Source organism: Paenibacillus sp. Negev47 (assembly GCF_058313655.1).
On record NZ_CM177754.1, the window covers coordinates 6544969 to 6564035 of the forward strand.

17 protein-coding genes and 1 pseudogene are annotated in these 19067 nt (G+C 47.2%); 3 read left to right on the plus strand and 15 right to left on the minus strand.

The window, feature by feature from the left end; genetic code table 11:
- Window positions 1-313: 313 nt before the first annotated feature.
- The 7 genes from AC4G47_RS29375 to AC4G47_RS29405 all read right to left on the minus strand — a co-directional run bounded on the left by AC4G47_RS29375 (window position 314) and on the right by AC4G47_RS29405 (window position 8176).
- A complete protein-coding gene (locus AC4G47_RS29375; RefSeq protein WP_491104041.1) occupies window positions 314-1369 on the minus strand; it encodes a pectinesterase family protein in 1056 nt (351 codons plus the stop codon).
- Window positions 1366-2478, minus strand: coding sequence for a glycoside hydrolase family 88/105 protein (locus AC4G47_RS29380; RefSeq protein ID WP_491104043.1), 1113 nt, complete (start codon window positions 2476-2478; stop codon window positions 1366-1368). The genes AC4G47_RS29375 and AC4G47_RS29380 overlap by 4 nt, the downstream gene beginning before the upstream one ends.
- A 70-nt stretch (window positions 2479-2548) precedes the next feature.
- On the minus strand, window positions 2549-3514 hold the full coding sequence (locus AC4G47_RS29385) for a LacI family DNA-binding transcriptional regulator (protein ID WP_458124591.1): 966 nt from the start codon (window positions 3512-3514) through the stop codon (window positions 2549-2551).
- A gap of 32 nt (window positions 3515-3546) precedes the next feature.
- Entirely contained in the window at window positions 3547-5142 is a 1596-nt protein-coding gene (locus AC4G47_RS29390) for an extracellular solute-binding protein (RefSeq protein ID WP_491104044.1), read from the minus strand.
- 70 nt (window positions 5143-5212) lie between these two features.
- On the minus strand, window positions 5213-6094 hold the full coding sequence (locus AC4G47_RS29395) for a carbohydrate ABC transporter permease (protein ID WP_062836682.1): 882 nt from the start codon (window positions 6092-6094) through the stop codon (window positions 5213-5215).
- Between the two features lie 30 nt (window positions 6095-6124).
- Window positions 6125-7030: an ABC transporter permease gene (locus AC4G47_RS29400; protein WP_076332232.1), complete on the minus strand. Its 906-nt coding sequence runs from the start codon at window positions 7028-7030 to the stop codon at window positions 6125-6127.
- Between the two features lie 342 nt (window positions 7031-7372).
- A complete protein-coding gene (locus AC4G47_RS29405; RefSeq protein WP_491104045.1) occupies window positions 7373-8176 on the minus strand; it encodes a helix-turn-helix domain-containing protein in 804 nt (267 codons plus the stop codon).
- Between the two features lie 219 nt (window positions 8177-8395).
- On the opposite strand from AC4G47_RS29405, the pseudogene AC4G47_RS29410 reads away from it, so the two are divergent.
- Both AC4G47_RS29410 and AC4G47_RS29415 read left to right on the plus strand, forming a co-directional pair.
- Window positions 8396-8637: pseudogene (locus tag AC4G47_RS29410) on the plus strand (MFS transporter); the annotation flags it as partial.
- 78 nt (window positions 8638-8715) lie between these two features.
- Window positions 8716-9498, plus strand: a complete 783-nt coding sequence (locus tag AC4G47_RS29415; protein ID WP_458124595.1) for an ABC transporter ATP-binding protein — start codon at window positions 8716-8718, stop codon at window positions 9496-9498.
- A gap of 197 nt (window positions 9499-9695) precedes the next feature.
- Here AC4G47_RS29415 and AC4G47_RS29420 read toward each other — a convergent pair whose 3' ends face one another.
- The 5 genes from AC4G47_RS29420 to AC4G47_RS29440 all read right to left on the minus strand — a co-directional run bounded on the left by AC4G47_RS29420 (window position 9696) and on the right by AC4G47_RS29440 (window position 14647).
- The gene (locus AC4G47_RS29420; protein WP_491104047.1) at window positions 9696-10424 is read right to left on the minus strand and encodes a class I SAM-dependent DNA methyltransferase; all 729 of its coding nucleotides are present in this window, start codon (window positions 10422-10424) and stop codon (window positions 9696-9698) included.
- A 153-nt stretch (window positions 10425-10577) separates the two neighbouring features.
- On the minus strand, window positions 10578-11873 hold the full coding sequence (locus tag AC4G47_RS29425; RefSeq protein WP_491104048.1) for a glycosyltransferase family 2 protein: 1296 nt from the start codon (window positions 11871-11873) through the stop codon (window positions 10578-10580).
- Window positions 11874-12027: 154 nt separating this feature from the next.
- On the minus strand, window positions 12028-12903 hold the full coding sequence (locus tag AC4G47_RS29430) for a diguanylate cyclase domain-containing protein (RefSeq protein ID WP_491104049.1): 876 nt from the start codon (window positions 12901-12903) through the stop codon (window positions 12028-12030).
- A 112-nt stretch (window positions 12904-13015) separates the two neighbouring features.
- Window positions 13016-14128 (minus strand): glycosyl hydrolase family 8, encoded by a 1113-nt coding sequence (locus AC4G47_RS29435; protein WP_491104050.1) that lies wholly within the window; start codon window positions 14126-14128, stop codon window positions 13016-13018.
- A gap of 78 nt (window positions 14129-14206) precedes the next feature.
- A complete protein-coding gene (locus AC4G47_RS29440) occupies window positions 14207-14647 on the minus strand; it encodes a MarR family winged helix-turn-helix transcriptional regulator (protein ID WP_458127377.1) in 441 nt (146 codons plus the stop codon).
- Window positions 14648-14869: 222 nt separating this feature from the next.
- On the opposite strand from AC4G47_RS29440, the gene AC4G47_RS29445 reads away from it, so the two are divergent.
- Complete coding sequence (locus AC4G47_RS29445; protein WP_491104052.1) at window positions 14870-15310, plus strand: GNAT family N-acetyltransferase; 441 nt, start codon at window positions 14870-14872, stop codon at window positions 15308-15310.
- Window positions 15311-15472: 162 nt separating this feature from the next.
- Here the strand turns inward: AC4G47_RS29445 and rlmN are convergent, their stop codons facing one another.
- From rlmN to greA, 3 genes are all read right to left on the minus strand, one after another.
- On the minus strand, window positions 15473-16567 hold the full coding sequence (gene rlmN, locus AC4G47_RS29450) for a dual-specificity RNA methyltransferase RlmN (RefSeq protein ID WP_145324837.1): 1095 nt from the start codon (window positions 16565-16567) through the stop codon (window positions 15473-15475).
- A gap of 177 nt (window positions 16568-16744) precedes the next feature.
- Window positions 16745-18100, minus strand: a complete 1356-nt coding sequence (locus AC4G47_RS29455; protein ID WP_458124599.1) for a sodium-dependent transporter — start codon at window positions 18098-18100, stop codon at window positions 16745-16747.
- A gap of 281 nt (window positions 18101-18381) precedes the next feature.
- Entirely contained in the window at window positions 18382-18858 is a 477-nt protein-coding gene (gene greA / locus AC4G47_RS29460; protein ID WP_458124600.1) for a transcription elongation factor GreA, read from the minus strand.
- Window positions 18859-19067 lie beyond the last annotated feature (209 nt).

Sequence of the window (19067 nt, forward strand, 5' to 3'; positions counted from 1 at the left end):
TAATCCGCGATCGATTCGAGCCTCATTAAACCGTTTGACGCTAAGTGCCTCATCACTCCCTTCACTTACCAAAATGGACCTTCCCTCTCGTTCTCTTTTTTAACAGTCACCATCCAAATTTTACAGGGAATTTACAGATCCTCACCCTGTATTTAATCAGTAAAATGCAAATCAGATAAGGGATAAATTATTTCTATGGGGGGCGAAAAATGTGAGATACCGCACAAAAAAGGCTCTCTACCAAGTCTTTAAGAGACTTGGTAGAGAGCCTTTACCTTTTATTTCGCACAGTAGAAAGTTGACTTGCCACTGATTAGCCCTTCTCCTCACCGAAAGGTTGCCACCCGTCCACACCGGACAGAACAAGAGGTATCGCGTATTCGGCCGCTTCCTGCTCACTGAGTGTTTTCGCCCATGGGACCCGTACCATCGCATTTCCAGCCCCAGGTCCGGCACTGTGATATTCGGCGTACGCAACCGTCGCTTCCGCATCGGTTTTGTTCCAGTTATGCCAGCCCTCCTGCTTCACATGAGCACCAATCCAACAGTTCAAGAAACAGACTTTGGCATGATTACGCCAGGGTCTACCAAGGTATACCGACTGGGGAGGTGCGTTGCTGGTCAGATCACAATCGATAAATACATATCCATAACGTACATCCTCAGGTGTAGAAGCTGCGGTAATCCAGCCGTTCACTTCTCCGTTCGCAGCCGCCACATCAGACAAACGGTTCTTCGCAAAGATCTCACAACCCTTGAACACAGCCGTAGCCGAGCCGAAAATAAAATCGATGTCGCCCTCAATGTAACAGTCCTCATAATATTGACGCAGCTTTCGCCGCTCGGCACCATCTCGTGGCCCGCCAAAGTAGCTGCGATCCAGCGGCTGCTCCGGCAATGGCCCGGTAAAGATCGTATCCTGATGGCCGATAAAGCGACAATCACGGAATGCAGCCCGATCTCCATCCACATAAATAGCCAACGCCTGACCTACCACCTTACCTGGCCCAGCAGAATTAACAAAAGAAAGTCGCTCGGCTATAAAGTCGTCAGCTCCGATGAAGGCAGCATACGAATGAAACGTATGATACTGTGATCCATCTGGAAACTTCTTGAGTGCATGATCATCATACGTGATGACGGTCTGCTCCGCTCCCTCGCCTACCAGATGAATCATCGGCTTCTCAATATGCAGCTTCTCATAATATTCGCCCGGCTTAATTCGGATCTCGAAGCTTTCAGTTCCGTTGTCTGGAGCGGCATCAAGAGCCGCTTGTATGGTAGCATAATCACCTGTCCCATCCGAAGCAACGATATAATATCGTGTCTTTTGATCCTGATCCGAATACGGTGACACCTGCTTACTCATGACAATCGCTCCATTTCCAGCGCAGCCAGCAATAACGGAGCCACACCCATAAAGGAATCGCTTACAATTTCTTCGCTCACATAGTAGCTGTAAGAGCCGTCCCGATCCAGACTGAGTCCTGCCCCATGGCAGATACCATTGAGTTTCACCCCGTCAGTGGTTTCATCCACCAATCTGGAGGTCAGCCCATTCCAACCTTTCTCCGCCGCCTCTCTGAAATGTGGCTCCAGATAACGCAACCGTACACCCTTCGCAAGTGCATACACGAACATGCTTGAGCCGGAAGCTTCCAGATAATTGCCCTTGCGGAAACCCTGATCGAGTACTTGGAACCACAGCCCACTCTCCTGCTCCTGCACGCGAACCAATGCATGACACATCCGTTCGAAGATACCAATAATCGTTCCACGCTTCGGATGATGCACAGGGAAATGCTCCACACTGTCTACAATAGCCATCGCATACCAGCCCATCGCACGACTCCAGAAGTGTGCGGAGCATCCGGTCAATGCATCGGCCCAGACCTGTTCTTTGGATTCATCCCAGCCATGATAGAGCAGCCCGGTGCGTGGATCACGCGTTTTGCGTTCAATCAGCAAGATCTGATGAGCTACCTCATCCCATAATTCCGGGCGATTGAACTGCTTCGCATACTGAGCCAGAAAAGGAGACGACATATACAACCCATCCAGCCACATCTGGAATGGATAGATCTTTTTGTGCCAAAAGCCGCCTTCGGATGTTCGGGGCTGCCCTGCGAGTTGCGCCGCCAGTAGATGTGCTGCTTCCGTGTATCGCTGATCTCCGGTAGTATCCATCAATCCAAACAGGTTTTTGCCCTGATTGATCTGATCCAGGTTGTATTCTTCAAGTGAATACGTCGCAATGGAACCATCTTGCTGCACATACATATCCATATGTCTCTTCATAAAAGCAATGTACTCGTCCTTGCCGTACTGTTTACCCGTGCGCGCCATTGCCATTAGTGTCATACCCTGAACATAAGCCCATCGTTCAGAAGGAAACGCATGATAGCCGTCCCCGTCACATTGCTGGATAATCGTCTCTGCTATTCGCTCAGACCAGGATAATTGCGTCTGTACCTGCATAACGGACCCCTCCTTGAATGTTGTACCATCCTTAACGTGCACATGTGCGTCTAATCATTCTTGTTCTTGGTTACTGGCATATTGCCGTTGAATTGCGATGATTCAACTTCGGCTGAATTACCACCGGATAGTCCACCTGTTCATCACGGATCAACGATACAATCAGCTCTGCGGCCTGCGCAGCCAGTTCATCCAGCGGTGGTCCAATCGTTGTCAGTGCGACCTCGGCATATTGCATATCTGGCAGATCATCGTAACCGATCAATGAGATATCCCGTGGGACACTGTAACCCGCTTCGAGCAAGGCCCGTAGCGCTCCCCGGGTCACCAGGTTGTTCAATCCGATAAAAGCCGTGGGTGACTCCGGGCCAAATGTATGATTACGTATGGCAAAATATCCATCTTCCCAAGAGGAATGTGCTGGCAGTACATGGTCTTCGTTGAACATTAAGCCTGTGCGCTGCATCGCTTCCCTGTATCCTTCCAGTTTGATATTCTGCGAGTTACCGATAAAACCGATTCGGGTATGACCGAGTGATTGCAGGTGCTCAACTGCTTTGAATATGCCCTCTTTGCGATCAATCTTAATGTATGGAGAGTTGGGCGTCTCATCTGTACCCAGCACGAAACATGGCATGTTGAGTGTCGCGAACTTTTTCCAGAATACATCCCGATTGTCCAAGGCATAGTCCCACAGGATACAACCGTCCACACGCAGCTGGCTGAAGACATCTACCCCGTCATCGGCGACGACCAGAATCATCTGGTATCCCCGTTTCTTCAGCTCCGCGTGCAGATTACCCGATATGTTCGAGAACAGCGGATTACTCAGCTCATCCAGCACAAAACCGATGATATTGCTTCTGCCCGTGGAGAGCTGCCGAGCCAACATATTTTTCCGATACTGGTGTTTCTCCGCAACGGCGAGCACCTTCTGTTTCGTCGCAGGTTTGATTCGAGGATCATCGTTAAGGGCCTTGGATACCGTGCTATAGCTCACCCCCGCCAATTTGGCAATGTCTTTAATGGTTATCAAAATCAATCAACACCCTTCATACCTTGGGAAACTTATTGCTGTGCAGCTTTATACCGATCATACTGCGCCTGTCTGCCAGCAATAACCTGCTCAATATTCATCTTTTTCAATGTTTCAATATAACTGTCGAACTGATCCAGACTGGCATCTCCGCTAATGAATTTGAAGTTCATCTCTTCCACATATGTCGTGATGTCAGGCATCGCCATGCTCTCTACACTTGCCTCATCCGGCAGCGCGTAGACAAACGGGAACGGTTCACGGATGTACGGCTCCAGCTCCTTGTCGAGCTTGGCATGCCATTCGGCTACGACTGAATCGGCAGAGTCGGTGGATTGAATGTTAGGCAGATTGACAGGTCCGATCCCGAGCTTCTGAATGTATTCATTGTCTTTGCCTTTGTCCGTGAATGTCTTCACGCCATTCTCTTCCGTATACGTATCGTCCTTGATGCCCCATGTATAATACGTCTGTGCTTCCTCACTTACGGCATAGTCCAGGAAACGGAAAGCAAGCTCCGGATTTTTGCTATCACGCGTAATGCCAAAGATACCACTTACCGGTGTACGTCCTACATAGAACTGATCCCCATGCGGTCCTTTCAGTGGCAGAATGCCTTTGAAGATGGGCTCTGCCGGATCATAATCCTTGAAGAGCGGGCTATAGACCATCGACATGTACCAGCTAAAATTAAACGTCGCTCCCGTCACATCCTGAGAAATGCGCGAGGTCACCTGATCACTTGTGGTGCTGGCATAATCCACGCCAAGCAGACCTTCCTTGTACAAGCCGTTCAAGTAAGCCAGATATTCCTTGTAGGCAGGCTCATAATAGCTGAAATGCACCTTGCCCTGATCGTCCGCATAGAACTGATTGGACAGATCCAGACCAAAAACAGGACCAAATGCCATCGACACAAATTTGGATTCCATGGACAGGGGAATCTCATCAGCCTGCCCGTTGCCATTCGGGTCATCCGTCTTGAATTTGCGCAGCATCGCTGTGAACTCATCCAGTGTGGTCGGTTCGTTCAATCCCAACTTCTTCAGCCAGCGCTGATTGATCATAAACACAGGCATATAGTTTCGGGTGAGCGTCTGCTGCGGGATATAATACATTTTACCATCTGGCGTCGTTAAACTGGCTTTAACCGAAGGGGACTTTTCATATATTTTTTTGAGATTCATGCCGTACTTATCCACCAGTTCGTTAATCGGGATAAACAAACCACTGTTGATGTATTTCATGAGCTGATCCTGATCCGGCAAGTAGACGATATCCGGCAATCCCGTACCCGCAGCCAGCCTCGGATTCACAGCATCCGCGTAATTCTGTGGTGGAATCAGATCCCAATCAACCTCAACACCGGCATTGCTCTCGATTTTCTTCACAATTGCGGCGGTAGACAGATCCACATTGGTCGTCCATGCGTTGGTTCCGAGAACAGACAACTTGGCATCCGACTGATCCGTTACCGGTCCTGCACCGGTGTAATTAAATGCAGGTTCCGAGCTGGTCGGAGTACCTCCCGCATCAGTCCCTGCCCCTGTTCCACCGCTACAACCCGCAAGGCTGATTGCCAGTATCGCTGCCATTACACTTTTTCTTCCTGCCCCTTTAAATCTCATCCATCATTCCTCCTTAGGTATGAACAGTCCTGAACAACCTTGGTTAATCCTGATGCCCGGGTAAAAAAGGCTATCCTTTCACGGCTCCGAGGGTGATCCCTTTAACGAAGTACCGTTGGATAAACGGGTAAATTGTAACAATAGGCAGAATGCTGACCACAATGGATACATAACGAACCTGAAGGGAGGAGACCGCCAGTGCACCCGAAGTCATCGTACCTCCCATCTTCTGCATCACTTCAGGGGAAGCCATGATCAACACCCTTCGCAGGAACATCTGTAACGGCTGCATATCCTGCTTGCCCAGATATAATAGGGCCGAGAAGAAATTGTTCCAGTGGAATACCGCATAGTACAGGGTAAGTACAGCAAGTGTTGGCTTGATGATCGGAACCGCCAGACGATACAGCATCGTCAGCTCGTTGGCCCCATCTATACTCGCACTCTCGAAGATCTCATTCGGAATGCCTTCAAAAGCCGAGCGGCAGATCATGACGTTAAACGTAATGACCAGTACAGGCAGCACCATTACCCAGCGGGTATTGTATAGCCCAAGTGATGTTATGAGCATGTAGACCGGAATGAGTCCCCCAGAGAAATACATGGTAAAGGCGATAAAAAAATTCAGTTTTCTACGCAGAAAAAATTGCTGTCTCGATAACGGGAAGGCAGCGAGGCATGTTGCCACGATGTTCAACAGTGTGCCAACCACGGTGTACCAGACGGTGTTGTAGAATGAAACCCACAATTCCTTGTATTGCAGAACCATTTGGTAACCTGACAGGGTGAACCCGACGGGCCACAGCACAACTTTTTGTTTGTCGATGGCATCCACCGAGCTGAATGAAATACTGATTACATACAGGAAGGGATACAATGTAATCACAACCGCCAGTATAGTCAGCAGGTAGACACATCCGTAGAACAACCGATCACTACTCGATTTTTGCATACAGCATCTCCTTTGGGTTCGGTTATGGTGTTACCAGAGTGACATCTTGGTCAGGCGTCGGGTCATGGAATTGGCTGCAAAGACAAGCACAAATGTGATAATGGAGTTGAACAAACCTACTGCTGTGGCGAAGCCATAGTTCTGTCCCTCAATCCCCATCCGGTAGACGTAGGTAGACAATACATCGGCAGTTTCGTAGGTGGCTCCGTTGTAGAGCAGATATACTTTCTCGAAGCCTACGCTCATAATGCCGCCAAGCGATAGAAGCAGGAGAATGACGATCGTTGGTTTGATGCTGGGAAGGGTCAGGTGCCAGAGCTCCTGAAACTTGTTGACCCCATCAATTTTGCCGGAATCGTACATCTCGGGATCAATGCCCATAATGGCTGCAATGTAGATGATGGAGCTGAAGCCGAAGCTCTGCCAGATGTCTGAACTGGTGAAGATGGTCCGGAACCAGCCAGCCTCCATCATGAAGTTCACTTTGTCCATGCCGAGTTTGGCGATTAGCGTGTTCACGATACCGTCTGTTGGTGACAGGAAGTTGATAATCATGCCGGCTACAACGACGGTGGAGATGAAGTGGGGAAGATACGTAACGGTCTGGGCAAATCGCTTGAATGTCCGGTTCTTGATCTCTACGATGCAGACCGCGAACAGAATGGGGATGGAGAAGCCAAACAGGAGCGGCAGAAAGGCAAGCAAAAACGTATTGCGCAGCAGTCGCCAAAAATAGATGGAATTCACGAACTGTTCAAACCAGCGCAGGCCTACCCATTCCCCACTGAACATGCCTTGCCCCGGCAAGAAATTACGAAATGCGAGTAACACGCCAGGCATCGGAAGGTACATAAAAATGAGGTAATACAGAAAGATAGGCGAGAACATCAGCAGCAAATACTTATCCCGTCTGATCAAGCTGAACAACGTGGACATACGTCTCTTCACCTTAAATCACTTCCCTTCGTTTCATAATTACAACGTTTGAATTTTTATATGAGCATATTCTTCATAATTGGTATATGGATTATAGTTATCCGTATATCAATTCTATTACCATTGAAAAATTGCTATTTTATCATCAATCTCGCTAAAACTGCTTCAAGTATTCTGATGGTTAACCATAATTACAACGTTGTAATTTTAACCTAATGTATACGCTTACATTAACTTTTCCCCATCTTAGCAAAGTCTCCATCGTTTGGCAACAACAAAAATCAGTGTCATGCTGGAATGTTCTGAATGCAGTCTCGCATACGCGAGACTGGCTATTGAAATCTACACCTGATTCCGATATTCCATCGGGGTCATACCATACACTCGCTGAAAGGCCCTGTAAAACTGACTGACGCTGGAAAATCCCAGCTCATAACTGATTGTGGTCACTGAATCAATCGTAAGGCGAAGCCTCCTGGATGCCTCTTCTACACGCAAACTCAGCAGATATTGATATGGTGTTGATCCCGTAAGACCCTTGAAAGAACGCATGAAATGATACCGGCTCTGATGTGCAACCATCGCCATTGAATCAATATCCATTGGGCTCGTGTAGGCACTGTGAATGTACTCCAACACTCGGCGAAGATGAGGGTCAATAACTGTACCGTTATCTACAATCCCTTTTCCATTTTCCTGCCCCATCAACATGCGTCTTAGATACGTCTCGACCGCCAGCTCTGCTTCCTGTACTTGCAGCAAATCTGGCATGTCATCTAACAAAATGGAATTCCAGCCTCGAAACAGACTGCTGATCTCCGCCGGATCAAAGGTCTGGGTAGGCCGAAACTCAGCTCGTCCCCCACGTGACTCTGCCCCTTCGAAACTGCCTAATGGCGGTTTACGGAACTTGATCACAATGACAGCCGAATCCGACCCTATTTCAAAATAATGCTCGGTCTGGGGATGAGCAATAATCCCTATGCCTGCTTTTAGCGGGTATGCGTGCCGTTCCTGTACCAGATGACATTGGCCTCTGACCGGCAGCGTTAGCTGGTACCAGTCGTCATGTACATGCGGCTCATTCGCGAATCCTCCGGTAGCTTTCCATAATTCCAACCCATTTAGCGTCATGTTTAATTCCATCGTTTCCTCACCTGCTGACATTATAGCAAATCGTGCTCACTTTCCAAGCACTTTTCACAAAGACAATACCCGACCATATCTCTTATCATTGAAAAAAATAAATCGAGGTGATCTCACATGGCTCAGGCCACTTTAAGCAAAATGCAAATCAACTCCTCCGCCAATTGGGCACTCGCCGGAGTCAGCTTCGCCCATCTGCTGAATGATGCGATGCAGACGGTTGTTCCGTCTGGCTTCAGCGTGATCATTGTCTATGCACAGGAATTGCTTCCTCGTCATATTGGAACCGTATCCGGATTGTTTTTCGGCCTGTCATTCGGCATGGCTGGACTTGGCTCGGTTTGTTAGGTTCTTTAATTGACGTGACCAGCGTTGCGTTTGTTATCAAGTTATGTTCGTTTTTGCCACTGCTTGGTGTGTGTGCTGTATTTCTGCGCAGGGATCGACCAAGGACAGCGTGATGACCGTTGAAACCTCTTTGGTTTTGTGACTACAATACACCTAGGACAATTGAGGATAACAGAAGGAAGGAATAACGCATGATTATTGATGTACAACATGTCACTTGGAAAAGGGGCCCTCACACCCTGCTGAACGATGTCAATTGGCAGGTCAATGACGGTGAACACTGGGCGCTGCTTGGCCTGAATGGCTCTGGCAAAACAACACTCCTGAACATGATCACCGGATATCTCTGGCCGACCGAAGGCAAGATATCCGTGTTAGGCCATGAATATGGTGATGTGGATCTGAGGCAGCTTCGCAAATCCATCGGCTGGGTCAGTTCATCTCTGCAAGAGAAATTGCACGGTACAGACCGCACACAGTATGTGGTGATCAGCGGTAAACACGCCACCATTGGCCTGTATGACAAGCTGTCAGATGATGATCTGGATCAGGCACAAGAATTGATGCAAACGCTGGGTTGTCAGCACCTGTGGGATCGTGAATATCGCACCTGTTCCCAAGGTGAGAAACAGAAACTTCTCATTGCCCGAGCACTAATGGCCAATCCGCGCGTACTTATTCTGGACGAGCCTTGTAATGGACTGGATCTATTCTCAAGAGAGCGACTGCTGGAGAGCATCCGTGAATTGTCCCAGCGTCCGGATACCCCTTCACTCATCTATGTCACCCATCACACGGAGGAAATATTGCCCGTATTCAGTCACAGCCTCTTGCTGCGCCGGGGCGAAGTCGTCAGTAGCGGATTAACAGGTGATCTGATGAACACGGAAGTGCTGAGCAACTTCTTCGAGGCACCTGTTGAAGTCGATCGGCATGGAGAACGTGTCTATGTCAGAGCTGCAGGGGATTCATAATCGAGGGTTATACACAGTAAACGTATCAAAGGTATCGAAACATAACAGTAAAAGCGCAATATCTTATCCACATGTGGATAGATTTTGCGCCTTTTACTCCTATATCTAGTGTTATCCACCGTTTTCTGTGTAGAACTTTCTACTTTATGAGTATAACTTTACGGTTTCATCTATTTATCTATACGCTTTATCACTATCTACTTCCGGGCACCTAAAAACAGAAACAGCGGAATGCGCTTTCTGCGCAGATAGGTTTCCTCGTTTACAAAATGAGCACGCTGTGGTGCTGACTCGCGCAAATGCTCCACATGGAACCCTGCACGTTGCAATGCCATATAGTACGATTCAATGGATCGATGCATCTTTTTCACAGAACCGCCAAGCCACTGCTGCTCACGATATCCTTCCACAAAATATTGATCAACCACCCAATCCGTTCGAGTCCCGGAGGGTTGCAGCGTGGATGTGATCACAGGATGTTCTACCGAGAATACAAATGTACCATTCTCTTTCAACGTATCGTATATGTTGCGGAATAGACTGTCCACATCCTCAATATAGTGAATAGCCAGTCTCGATATAACCAGATCGTACACGCCGGCCGGGTAGGTCCAATCCTCCATGAACGCTTGCTCAATCCGGGCATTCAATCCGGTTACCGACTCGTTGGCTGCCTGAATCATATTCCCAGAACCTTCAATCCCCGTATACGTTGTACCTGAAAGATCCATACTCAGCAATTCTGCCGCGAACCTTGCATCTCCACAACCGAGGTCCAGAATATTTTTGCCAGCAACGTCTCCGATCAACTCCAGCATTACCGGCTTCTCCAATGTATCATTGGCGTTCTCCTGCCACTTGCGACGTTCCATGTACTTTTCGAAATTCGCGTCATTATCGTAAAAGTCTGATCCTCTGCCCTGCATTCCGTTACCCTCCATTTCGGATAAGCATGCTTCATACTTACAGCTTGTAAGAGTATACAGAATGTGGATGTACCTGGCTATACCAGAAAAGGCTGTTGTCTGGATTTACCCAGCAAACAGCCTCTCTGTCTTACACTTGTACCTTTTTGTCGCTTAGCCAAAACGTTGCGTCTTGTACCACTTGCTCTCGCGTTTTCGGATCTTGTCCATAATCAAAGAGTAGAATGCCTTGATCGAAATCAGAATAAAGAGTTGTGCATACGTGAAATAGGATACGCAGGCGTATATAAAATTATGGGTATTGCTCTGTCCAATATCTGCGGCAAGCGCCAGATTAATCTGGAGCACGTAAATAAAGTACATGAGTGCCCAACCAATGACGAGGAACACATATGCATCGCCGGCAAATTGAAACGGTGAACTTACCTCCGGTTTAAATATGGCGATGACCCGATAAACCAGATTCACGAGGAATATAATGTCCGATACAATGATTGCAAGCATGAACCAGAAATAACTGACGGCATAATAGATGACCAGCAACTTATTACGCCAACTGGAGCGGTTAAACAAGTTATGAATGTTATCCAGTACTACCTGGTAGTTACCTTTGGCCCAGCGTTCGCGCTGCTTCATGTATACACTCAGCTGTTCCGGTTCCTGCTGATAGGCTTCCGCTTGCGGCGCAAGCGCTACAAACTGTCCACGATTCAATATCTCGAATGACAACGCGGTATCTTCTGTGATGGCTGTAACATCCCAACCACCAATCTCCCGAATCAACTCGGTTTTAATAATATAATTCGTTCCTGGAATGGAACCGAGCTGGAACAATTCCCACAGGCCTGTGTGATACACACGTTGCGAAGTGATGATCTCCAGATTGATGCATTTGGAGAGGAAATTCTGACCTCTGTTGCGTGCTTTGTTTCTGCCAAAAACAACGCCATATTGTTCAGGGTTCTCAAGCGATTTTTGCGCCAAAAACATTAATGAATTGCGTTCAGGTGCGGCATCTGCATCGAAGATACAGATCCAATCGCCCGTGGCTAGCTCCAACCCATCATTTAACGCACCCGACTTACCACCCGTTCCTTTACGTTCCATAACGGTTACATTCCGATGAGCGTAGCTGGTTTGGCTAAGGAATGATTTCAGTTTCACTGCTGTATCATCTGTGCAGTTATCCGCGATCACGATGACCTGAACTTTATCCTCCGGATAATTCAAGCGCAAGATGTGCTCTACCGTCGCGACAATGACCAGATCCTCGTTGTGTGCAGGAACCATGACAGTGACTGTCGGATAATGATCCATATTTTCTGGAATCTGAATCCCTTTCTTGTCCTGTTTATTAATAAAACGAATGGCACCCGCCATAATAACAATCGACTCGAATACGGCAATCCAGATACTGAATATGGATAATATTAAAATAAAATCAGCCACTTACCTTCCTCCGATCATACTTGCGAATAACTTTCGATCGAAAACGAAGGGTTGCAATCGTTAACCAAATCGTAAATACCGCGAATATACAACTGACGGCGATACAGATCGGGATGAACCAGGACATATAGTCCACAGGCCTCTCTCCTTCCCGTTATATATATTCACCGATGAGATCGGTCTCTGTGTTTCGTTCAAGGGCAGCAATTACTGCGTCTATATCCTCATACTTGCTGAACTGCTCTTTCTGGAATACCAGAGCGCCGGATCTGATCACGGTCTGCAGCTCATTTCCCTTTTTATCGATCATGTGAATATCCATTATGGCTTTTTTGATCCGCTGTGTAAGAACTGGAAGGTATTCCACATTTGCCATCGGACATATGATGACAAATCGCCCACGATCCACGAAAAATTTATAATCCTCATATCGAATCTGCTTCTGAATCGTACCCGAGATTTCAAGCAGGAACTGTGCGTACCGGACAGAACCGAGAGATTCCATCACCAGTGGCAAAAATTCAAGCTTGAACATGGCAATGCTGAATCCATACTTTTCGGAATATCGACGAGCAAGGTTACTATGTTTGATTAATGTATCTGCCAGAGCTGCTTTATTACCAAGCGTTGTATCCAGATCGATCTCCGGGTTACGATCCTGCATGTCTTGCAGACGCTCCACTACACGTGCACTGCGCAGCAGGCTTGCCTTGATAAACGATGCCACAGCAAAGTTGGCCGGGATGAGTAACCACCAGGAGAATACAAGCACATTCGCATCAGCGTATGTAACAAGCCACACAAAATAAGAGACCAGATAAATAAATCCCACGACGACAGATACGCCAACCGGCAACAAAAGACCAAGGACCAACGCACCCAGCGACACGATACTAAAAATAACATCCCCTGTGGTATAGCTCTGATTCATATGAATTTTAAGATAAATCATTAGTAGTTGAATCACGGCAAGTGCAATTAAAAGGCCATATCCCCAAGCAATACGGCGGGTAGGTGCTTTATTTCTCATAGTTCCTTCTCTCCGTTGAATTGATAAAGCTCTTGCTCAGATTCACTTATATATGACAAAATTAGACAAATCAATGCTAACATAATGAATCGTTCATTAGATGACAAAACCATTACTTTTTAAAGTTTTTCTGTAAAGTACTTTCTCCTAATAAAGGAAAAAGATTATCAAACAGATGTGTGTTACCGTCAAATACATATCCACCTGGATAACGCTCATCCTGACTACGCAACGTTATCATATGGTTATACAGCTGTTTAGCCCATTTTGGATCACCTGAACGAACAGCAAGCAAGATGGCGAGACCATATACCGATGAGGATTCATAAGATACCCCAGGTGTATGGGATTCCCGCTTATACTGTCCGGGTAGCTGGTGCCGGGAGCTGAACTCCTTTTTCAAAAAAGCAATGAGCTTGTCCGGTTTGCGATCGGTCACCGTTAAGTGATTTGCCACAATCAACTGGTCGATCAGATTCACCGTATCATCATACGTATATTCTTTACGGATCACATTGAAGGTCTTGGGATAGAACAGGCCATCATCCGGCATATTCTTCAATAAGGCTTCATATCTGGCATAAGTTCCCGGCTCCAGCATTTGGTGCTTCTCCATCGCTTGCAGCGCAGGCAGGTCCACATAGACCAGGCTTAATGTATCCGTTGAATGCCCACCCGCAAAATCGTGGAAATCCACTAAATACCCCTGCTGCTGAGTCAAATGCATCAAGCTGCGGGATATGGCTGATGCGGTCGCCAAATAGGCCTCTCTTCCTTGCTCCCACTGATCTGATGCCTGCAACAAGGCACCAATAATACGAAGATCATCGCCAAGTGCATTTGTCGTTACATGGGATTCACCCTCGGCATCCAGCTTCCAGGCGATATACGGGTCTGGCGGCGTGAGAAAGTAGGTCGTCAGTTGCTCATAACTCTGCTCGAACAAAGCCTGATCATCACTCGCTACCGCATACTGCATCCATAGACCGAGTGACTCCGATAAAGCCTCTCTACCCGCTACGATATCTGCTTCCTCCGAAGCTGCATCCTGTAAGTAGGTGGCCAGTGTTCCGTTCGGGTTGGTCATATCATTCTTGATAAAGGCTACCGTTGGGGATTCTTCGTTCATCAGGAACCGCTCCCTCATCAACATCACACTGGCTGCTGTAATACTGATGAGCAGTAGAAGCAGCCACGTTCGTTTTTTTCGAAATATGATCTTCACGCCACTCCTCCTGCATGTATACGGCTGTGAACCCCTAGTCCTTCGGGTCAAGGTCTGCGACACATCTAAAGTTCGCATTTATTCCAGGTGATCCATGTAGGGCCGTCGTCCACCCTTTTTAACAAATTTCCAGTCCACTTCAATGTTATGACGCATGCGCCTGAGAAGGTGAATCGCTGTCTCGATCTCTTCCTCCGTCAGACCGTCCAGCGTTACCTGATCTGAATGCACGCCCTCTTTACGAATAAATTCCCATGCCTCAAGCCCAGCTTCGGTGGGATATAACACTTTATTCTTCCTATTACCCATTGCTGGCTGTTTAATAATGAATCCATCCGATTCGAGTTTGCTAATAGCCCTTGCCGCAGTCGTACGATCTACTTTGATCAGTTCAGCGAGCTGATTCGGGATAATCCCCGGATTCTCACAGATTCGATACAGATATAGATACTGTCCCCGGGAGAGGTTCAGATGCTGAAACTCCACGTTACTGATTGAATCCAGACAACGGGCGATCATACCAATTTCACGCAGCACTTCTTTCTTTTCATTCAACACATTCACGCCCCTATAAAATTGTTGCATTCGCAACATAATTGATGGTATAACTACAGTTGAATTGGTTTCAATTTTAACCAAATCGCTTGAATCATGTAAAAGAAAGAGACTCGTTTACTTTCCTGTTATGTACCAGTTTATCACGTTAGGATAACATTACGATCACCCAAAGGAGAAACATTCATGAATACAACGATTGTTGAAGTTAATAATCAGGAATTGCTCGATGCCTGCTTTGCCATTCGCACAGCTATTTTCGTCGAAGAACAAGGCGTGCCCGCAGCGGATGAATTCGACGCTCATGATACATTAGACGCGGAGGCACGCCACATTCTACTCTACGTAGACGGTGTACCTGCTGCTTCCTCCAGGCTGCGCGTTGTGGAACAGGTCGCCAAATTGGAACGGATCTGCGTCATGCTCGATTACCGCAAACACGGCCTGGGTCGTATACTGATCGACAAGCTGGAGCAGATGGCTGTTGCCGAAGGACTTGAGAAAGCCAAGCTGCACGCACAGGTGCAGGCTTCCGGGTTCTACGAACGTCTCGGATATGCACCGGCGTCGGAAGTATTTATGGAAGACGGCATCCCCCATCTGCTGATGATCAAAAAACTGAAATAATGACATTCCAAAAACGCCTCTGTCATCACTTCTCAGTGATGTACAGAGGCGTCTTTATACTCAGAAAAGCATTCGTGATCGAACGGTTATGATACGTAAGGGCACGGATCACAGCAACCACGCATCCTGACTTATCTACCATCTCCGTGCTGTGTCTTATTCTTATCCCATTGCCAGACGGTCTGGCTCGGATTCAGCAGCGTTGTTCTTCATTTGTTTACTACGCAACTGTCCGCAGGCGGCATCAATATCGGTACCGTGTTCCATACGTACAGTTGAGTTGATGTTGTTCTTTTTGAGTGTATCATAGAAGCCCAGAATCGATTCTTCTGTACTCCGTTGATACTGACTGTGCTCATCCACCGGGTTGTAAGGAATCAGATTCACACTGACCATACTCTTGCGGCTGGACAACAGCTCAGCCAGTTCCGCAGCATGCTCACGCTGATCGTTAACATCACGCAACAGGATGTACTCAAACATGATGCGTTTGTTCGTTGTAGCCAGATAATAATCCACCGCATCCATCAATTGCTCAATGGGGAAAGCCCGGTTGATCTTCATGATGTGTGTGCGCAGTTCATTATTTGGTGCATGCAGAGAGATCGCCAGATTAACCTGCAGACTGCTGTCTGCAAATTCCTTGATCTTATCCGGAAGGCCACTTGTGGATACCGTAATCCGTTTGGCTGCCAGCGCCAATCCTTTGCGATCTTTGATGACCTCGATGAAATCACTCATGTGCTGGAAGTTATCGAATGGTTCGCCAATACCCATCACAACCACATTTGTTACCCGCTCGTCTTGACCCGCTGCATCCAGATGTCGCTGTACGTGCATGATCTGTTCCACAATCTCTCCAGCAGTCAGGTCACGGCTTTTCTTGATCAGGCCGCTCGCACAGAAGCTACAGCCAATATTACAGCCGACTTGTGTGGTCACACATACAGTAAGTCCGTATTTTTGCCGCATCAATACCGTCTCGATCAGGTTGCCGTCCTGCATCCGAAGCAAAAATTTCACGGTACCATCTGCCGATTCCTGCTTCACATGTTCACTCAGCGAATTCATTGTGAAATGTTCAGAGAGCACATCCAGACACTCCTGACGTACATCGGTCATCGCAGGAAAATCATGTACACGCTCTTGATATAACCATTCCCAGATCCGGGATGCACGGGATTTCTTCTGCCCATGCTCCGGTAGCCAGGAACGTAATTGCTCTAATGTTAATCCATATATGGATGATTTGTTCATTGTATAATCCTCTTTTCGCAAAAAAGCTATGGCTTATCGGTCCTACCCAAAAAACCTCTACTCCGTATTGTCCCAAAATTGAAGCGGGAAAACAAGGGCTTTAGCATTTCTTCCAAGAGGTTTTATCTATGGCAAATCTGCACAACAGACCACATTTATGCCTATCAGGTCTTCATTTTAGAAGTGAATGATACCCGATGTGTGCAGAAGAACCAGCAGAACCAGGATCGGTGCCACGTAACGAAGCATGAACAACCACACCCGGAACCATCCGGAACGCAGGCCGGAAGCTTCCGCAGCCGTTTTCCAGAAGTATCCGGCGAAAATCGTCACAAGCAATCCACCAACAGGCAGCAGGATGTTGGACGCTACAAAGTCCATCCAGTCGAACACACTCTTCGATCCAATGGTCCATTCAGGCAGCAAGCCGAGCGACAATACCGAAGGAAGTCCCACGATGAAGACTGCGAGTGATATCACCCATACCGCACGATTCCGGCTCCAGGACAGACGTTCCATGAAATATTTTACCGGAACTTCCAGCAAGGATACTCCCGAAGTCAATGCGGCAATAGCCAGAAGGATGAAGAACAGTCCGCCAAACAGGAAGCCAAGTGGCATCGCCGAGAAGGCTGCCGGAAGCGCTATAAAGATGAGTGACGGTCCCTGATCCGGTGCGATACCAAATGAGAATGTCGTTGGGAAGATGATCAGGCCGGCAATGAACGCATAGAGCAGGTCACCCGCACCAACAGCGATGGTGGCCGCTCCGAGCGATTGATTTTTGTCCACATACGAACCATAGGTTATTAGAATACCCATTCCGAGTGACAGGGAGAAGAAGGCATGTCCGAGCGCCACCAGTGCTGATTCCGTTGTAAGTTGCGAGAAATCAGGATTCAGGAAAAAGGAAACCCCCGCACCTGCACCAGGCAACGTTACGGCCCGTATCATCAAGATAATGAGTAGCACCAGCATGGCGGGAATTAACACTTTGTTAAACTTCTCAATCCCGTTGGATACCCCTTTGGCTACAATCCAGCCTACGACAAGTACCGCGACCAGTTGCCACACGATCGGCATATAACCGCCTACGAAGGAATTGAATTGTCCCGCATAATCTGGATTGTTAAACAATGTTCCACTGAAGGACGTAATCGCATATTGCAAGGTCCAGCCTGCAATAATGACATAAAAAGAAAGGATGATAAAAGGCGTCAGTACTTGCAGCAAACCGGCTGCGAGCCAGCCTTTATGTCCGCCTGCTTTGATAAAAGCAGTTGCAGCACTTCCTCTGCCGCTACGACCAATCGCAAGTTCGGCGAGCAGCACCGGCAGACCAATCAGCAGCAAACAAACGATGAAGAGCAGGAAAAACGCAGCTCCTCCGTTCTCCCCCGTAATATACGGGAACTTCCACATGTTACCCAGACCAACTGAACTACCAATGGCTGCCAGAATGAATCCAGCACGCGAGAAGCGCTCACCTTTGCCAGCGTTGTCTTGATCGAGATTAGGCTTACTAAAATTCATCGTATCTACTCCATCACTTTAAAGTTTTCCCGTAATTATATACTACTCACCTTGTCAGGTCATTCGAAATTCGAAATTTGTCGAAATGTTATTTTTTTACATATGAATACACAGGGAAATCTTCATCGCGTACGTTCCCTAGAAACATTATGTGACAAAGTCCGTCCGCCCAACCCTATGAAGTTAAAATGAAGTAAATCGCCCAAGCATTCAAGCTCAATATAATAAAAAAAGGTGTCCCCTCAGCCACGTTCATGACTGCGAAGCACCTCGTTGCCGTATTACACTTTAATCTGAAGCAGCTCATATTTGATAACGCCCATCGGAGCATTTACATGAATGACGCTGCCCACTTCTTTGCCCATCAATTCTTTGCCCAGCGGGCTCTCGTACGAAATTTTATTATCCGCAACGTCAGCCTCGGCAGGGCCAACCACTTTATATTCAATCTTCTCGGCGAACTCAATATCATTAAGAAACACCGTCGATCCAATGCTCACTTTGTTGGAGTCTATATTATCTGAAGTGATGACCCTTGCTTTTGTCAGCATCTTCTCCAGAATCAAAATCCGAGTCTCCATAAAGGCCTGATCATCTTTGGCTGAATGATACTCACTATTTTCCTTCAGGTCACCGTAACTGATCGCGAGTTTCAGACGCTCAGCCAATTCTTTGCGCTTCACCGTCTTCAATTCCCTCAGTTCGTCCTCCAGCTTTTCCAAGCCTTCCTGTGTCAAAATCACTTCATCATTAGCCATTTTTCCATCTCCTAATCCTGCTATCTATCTATATTCTAACCTATATCCACTCCAAAGGGTTAGCATACCCCAGAAAAAGAAATAGCCCATCCATATATTGTATTTTGATTGCATCAAAACGATGTTAATCTCTTGAGATCATTTTTAATACTGTACTCATTAATTGTACCGTTACAATCTGCTCAACTGATTGTGTATATTTTAACCAA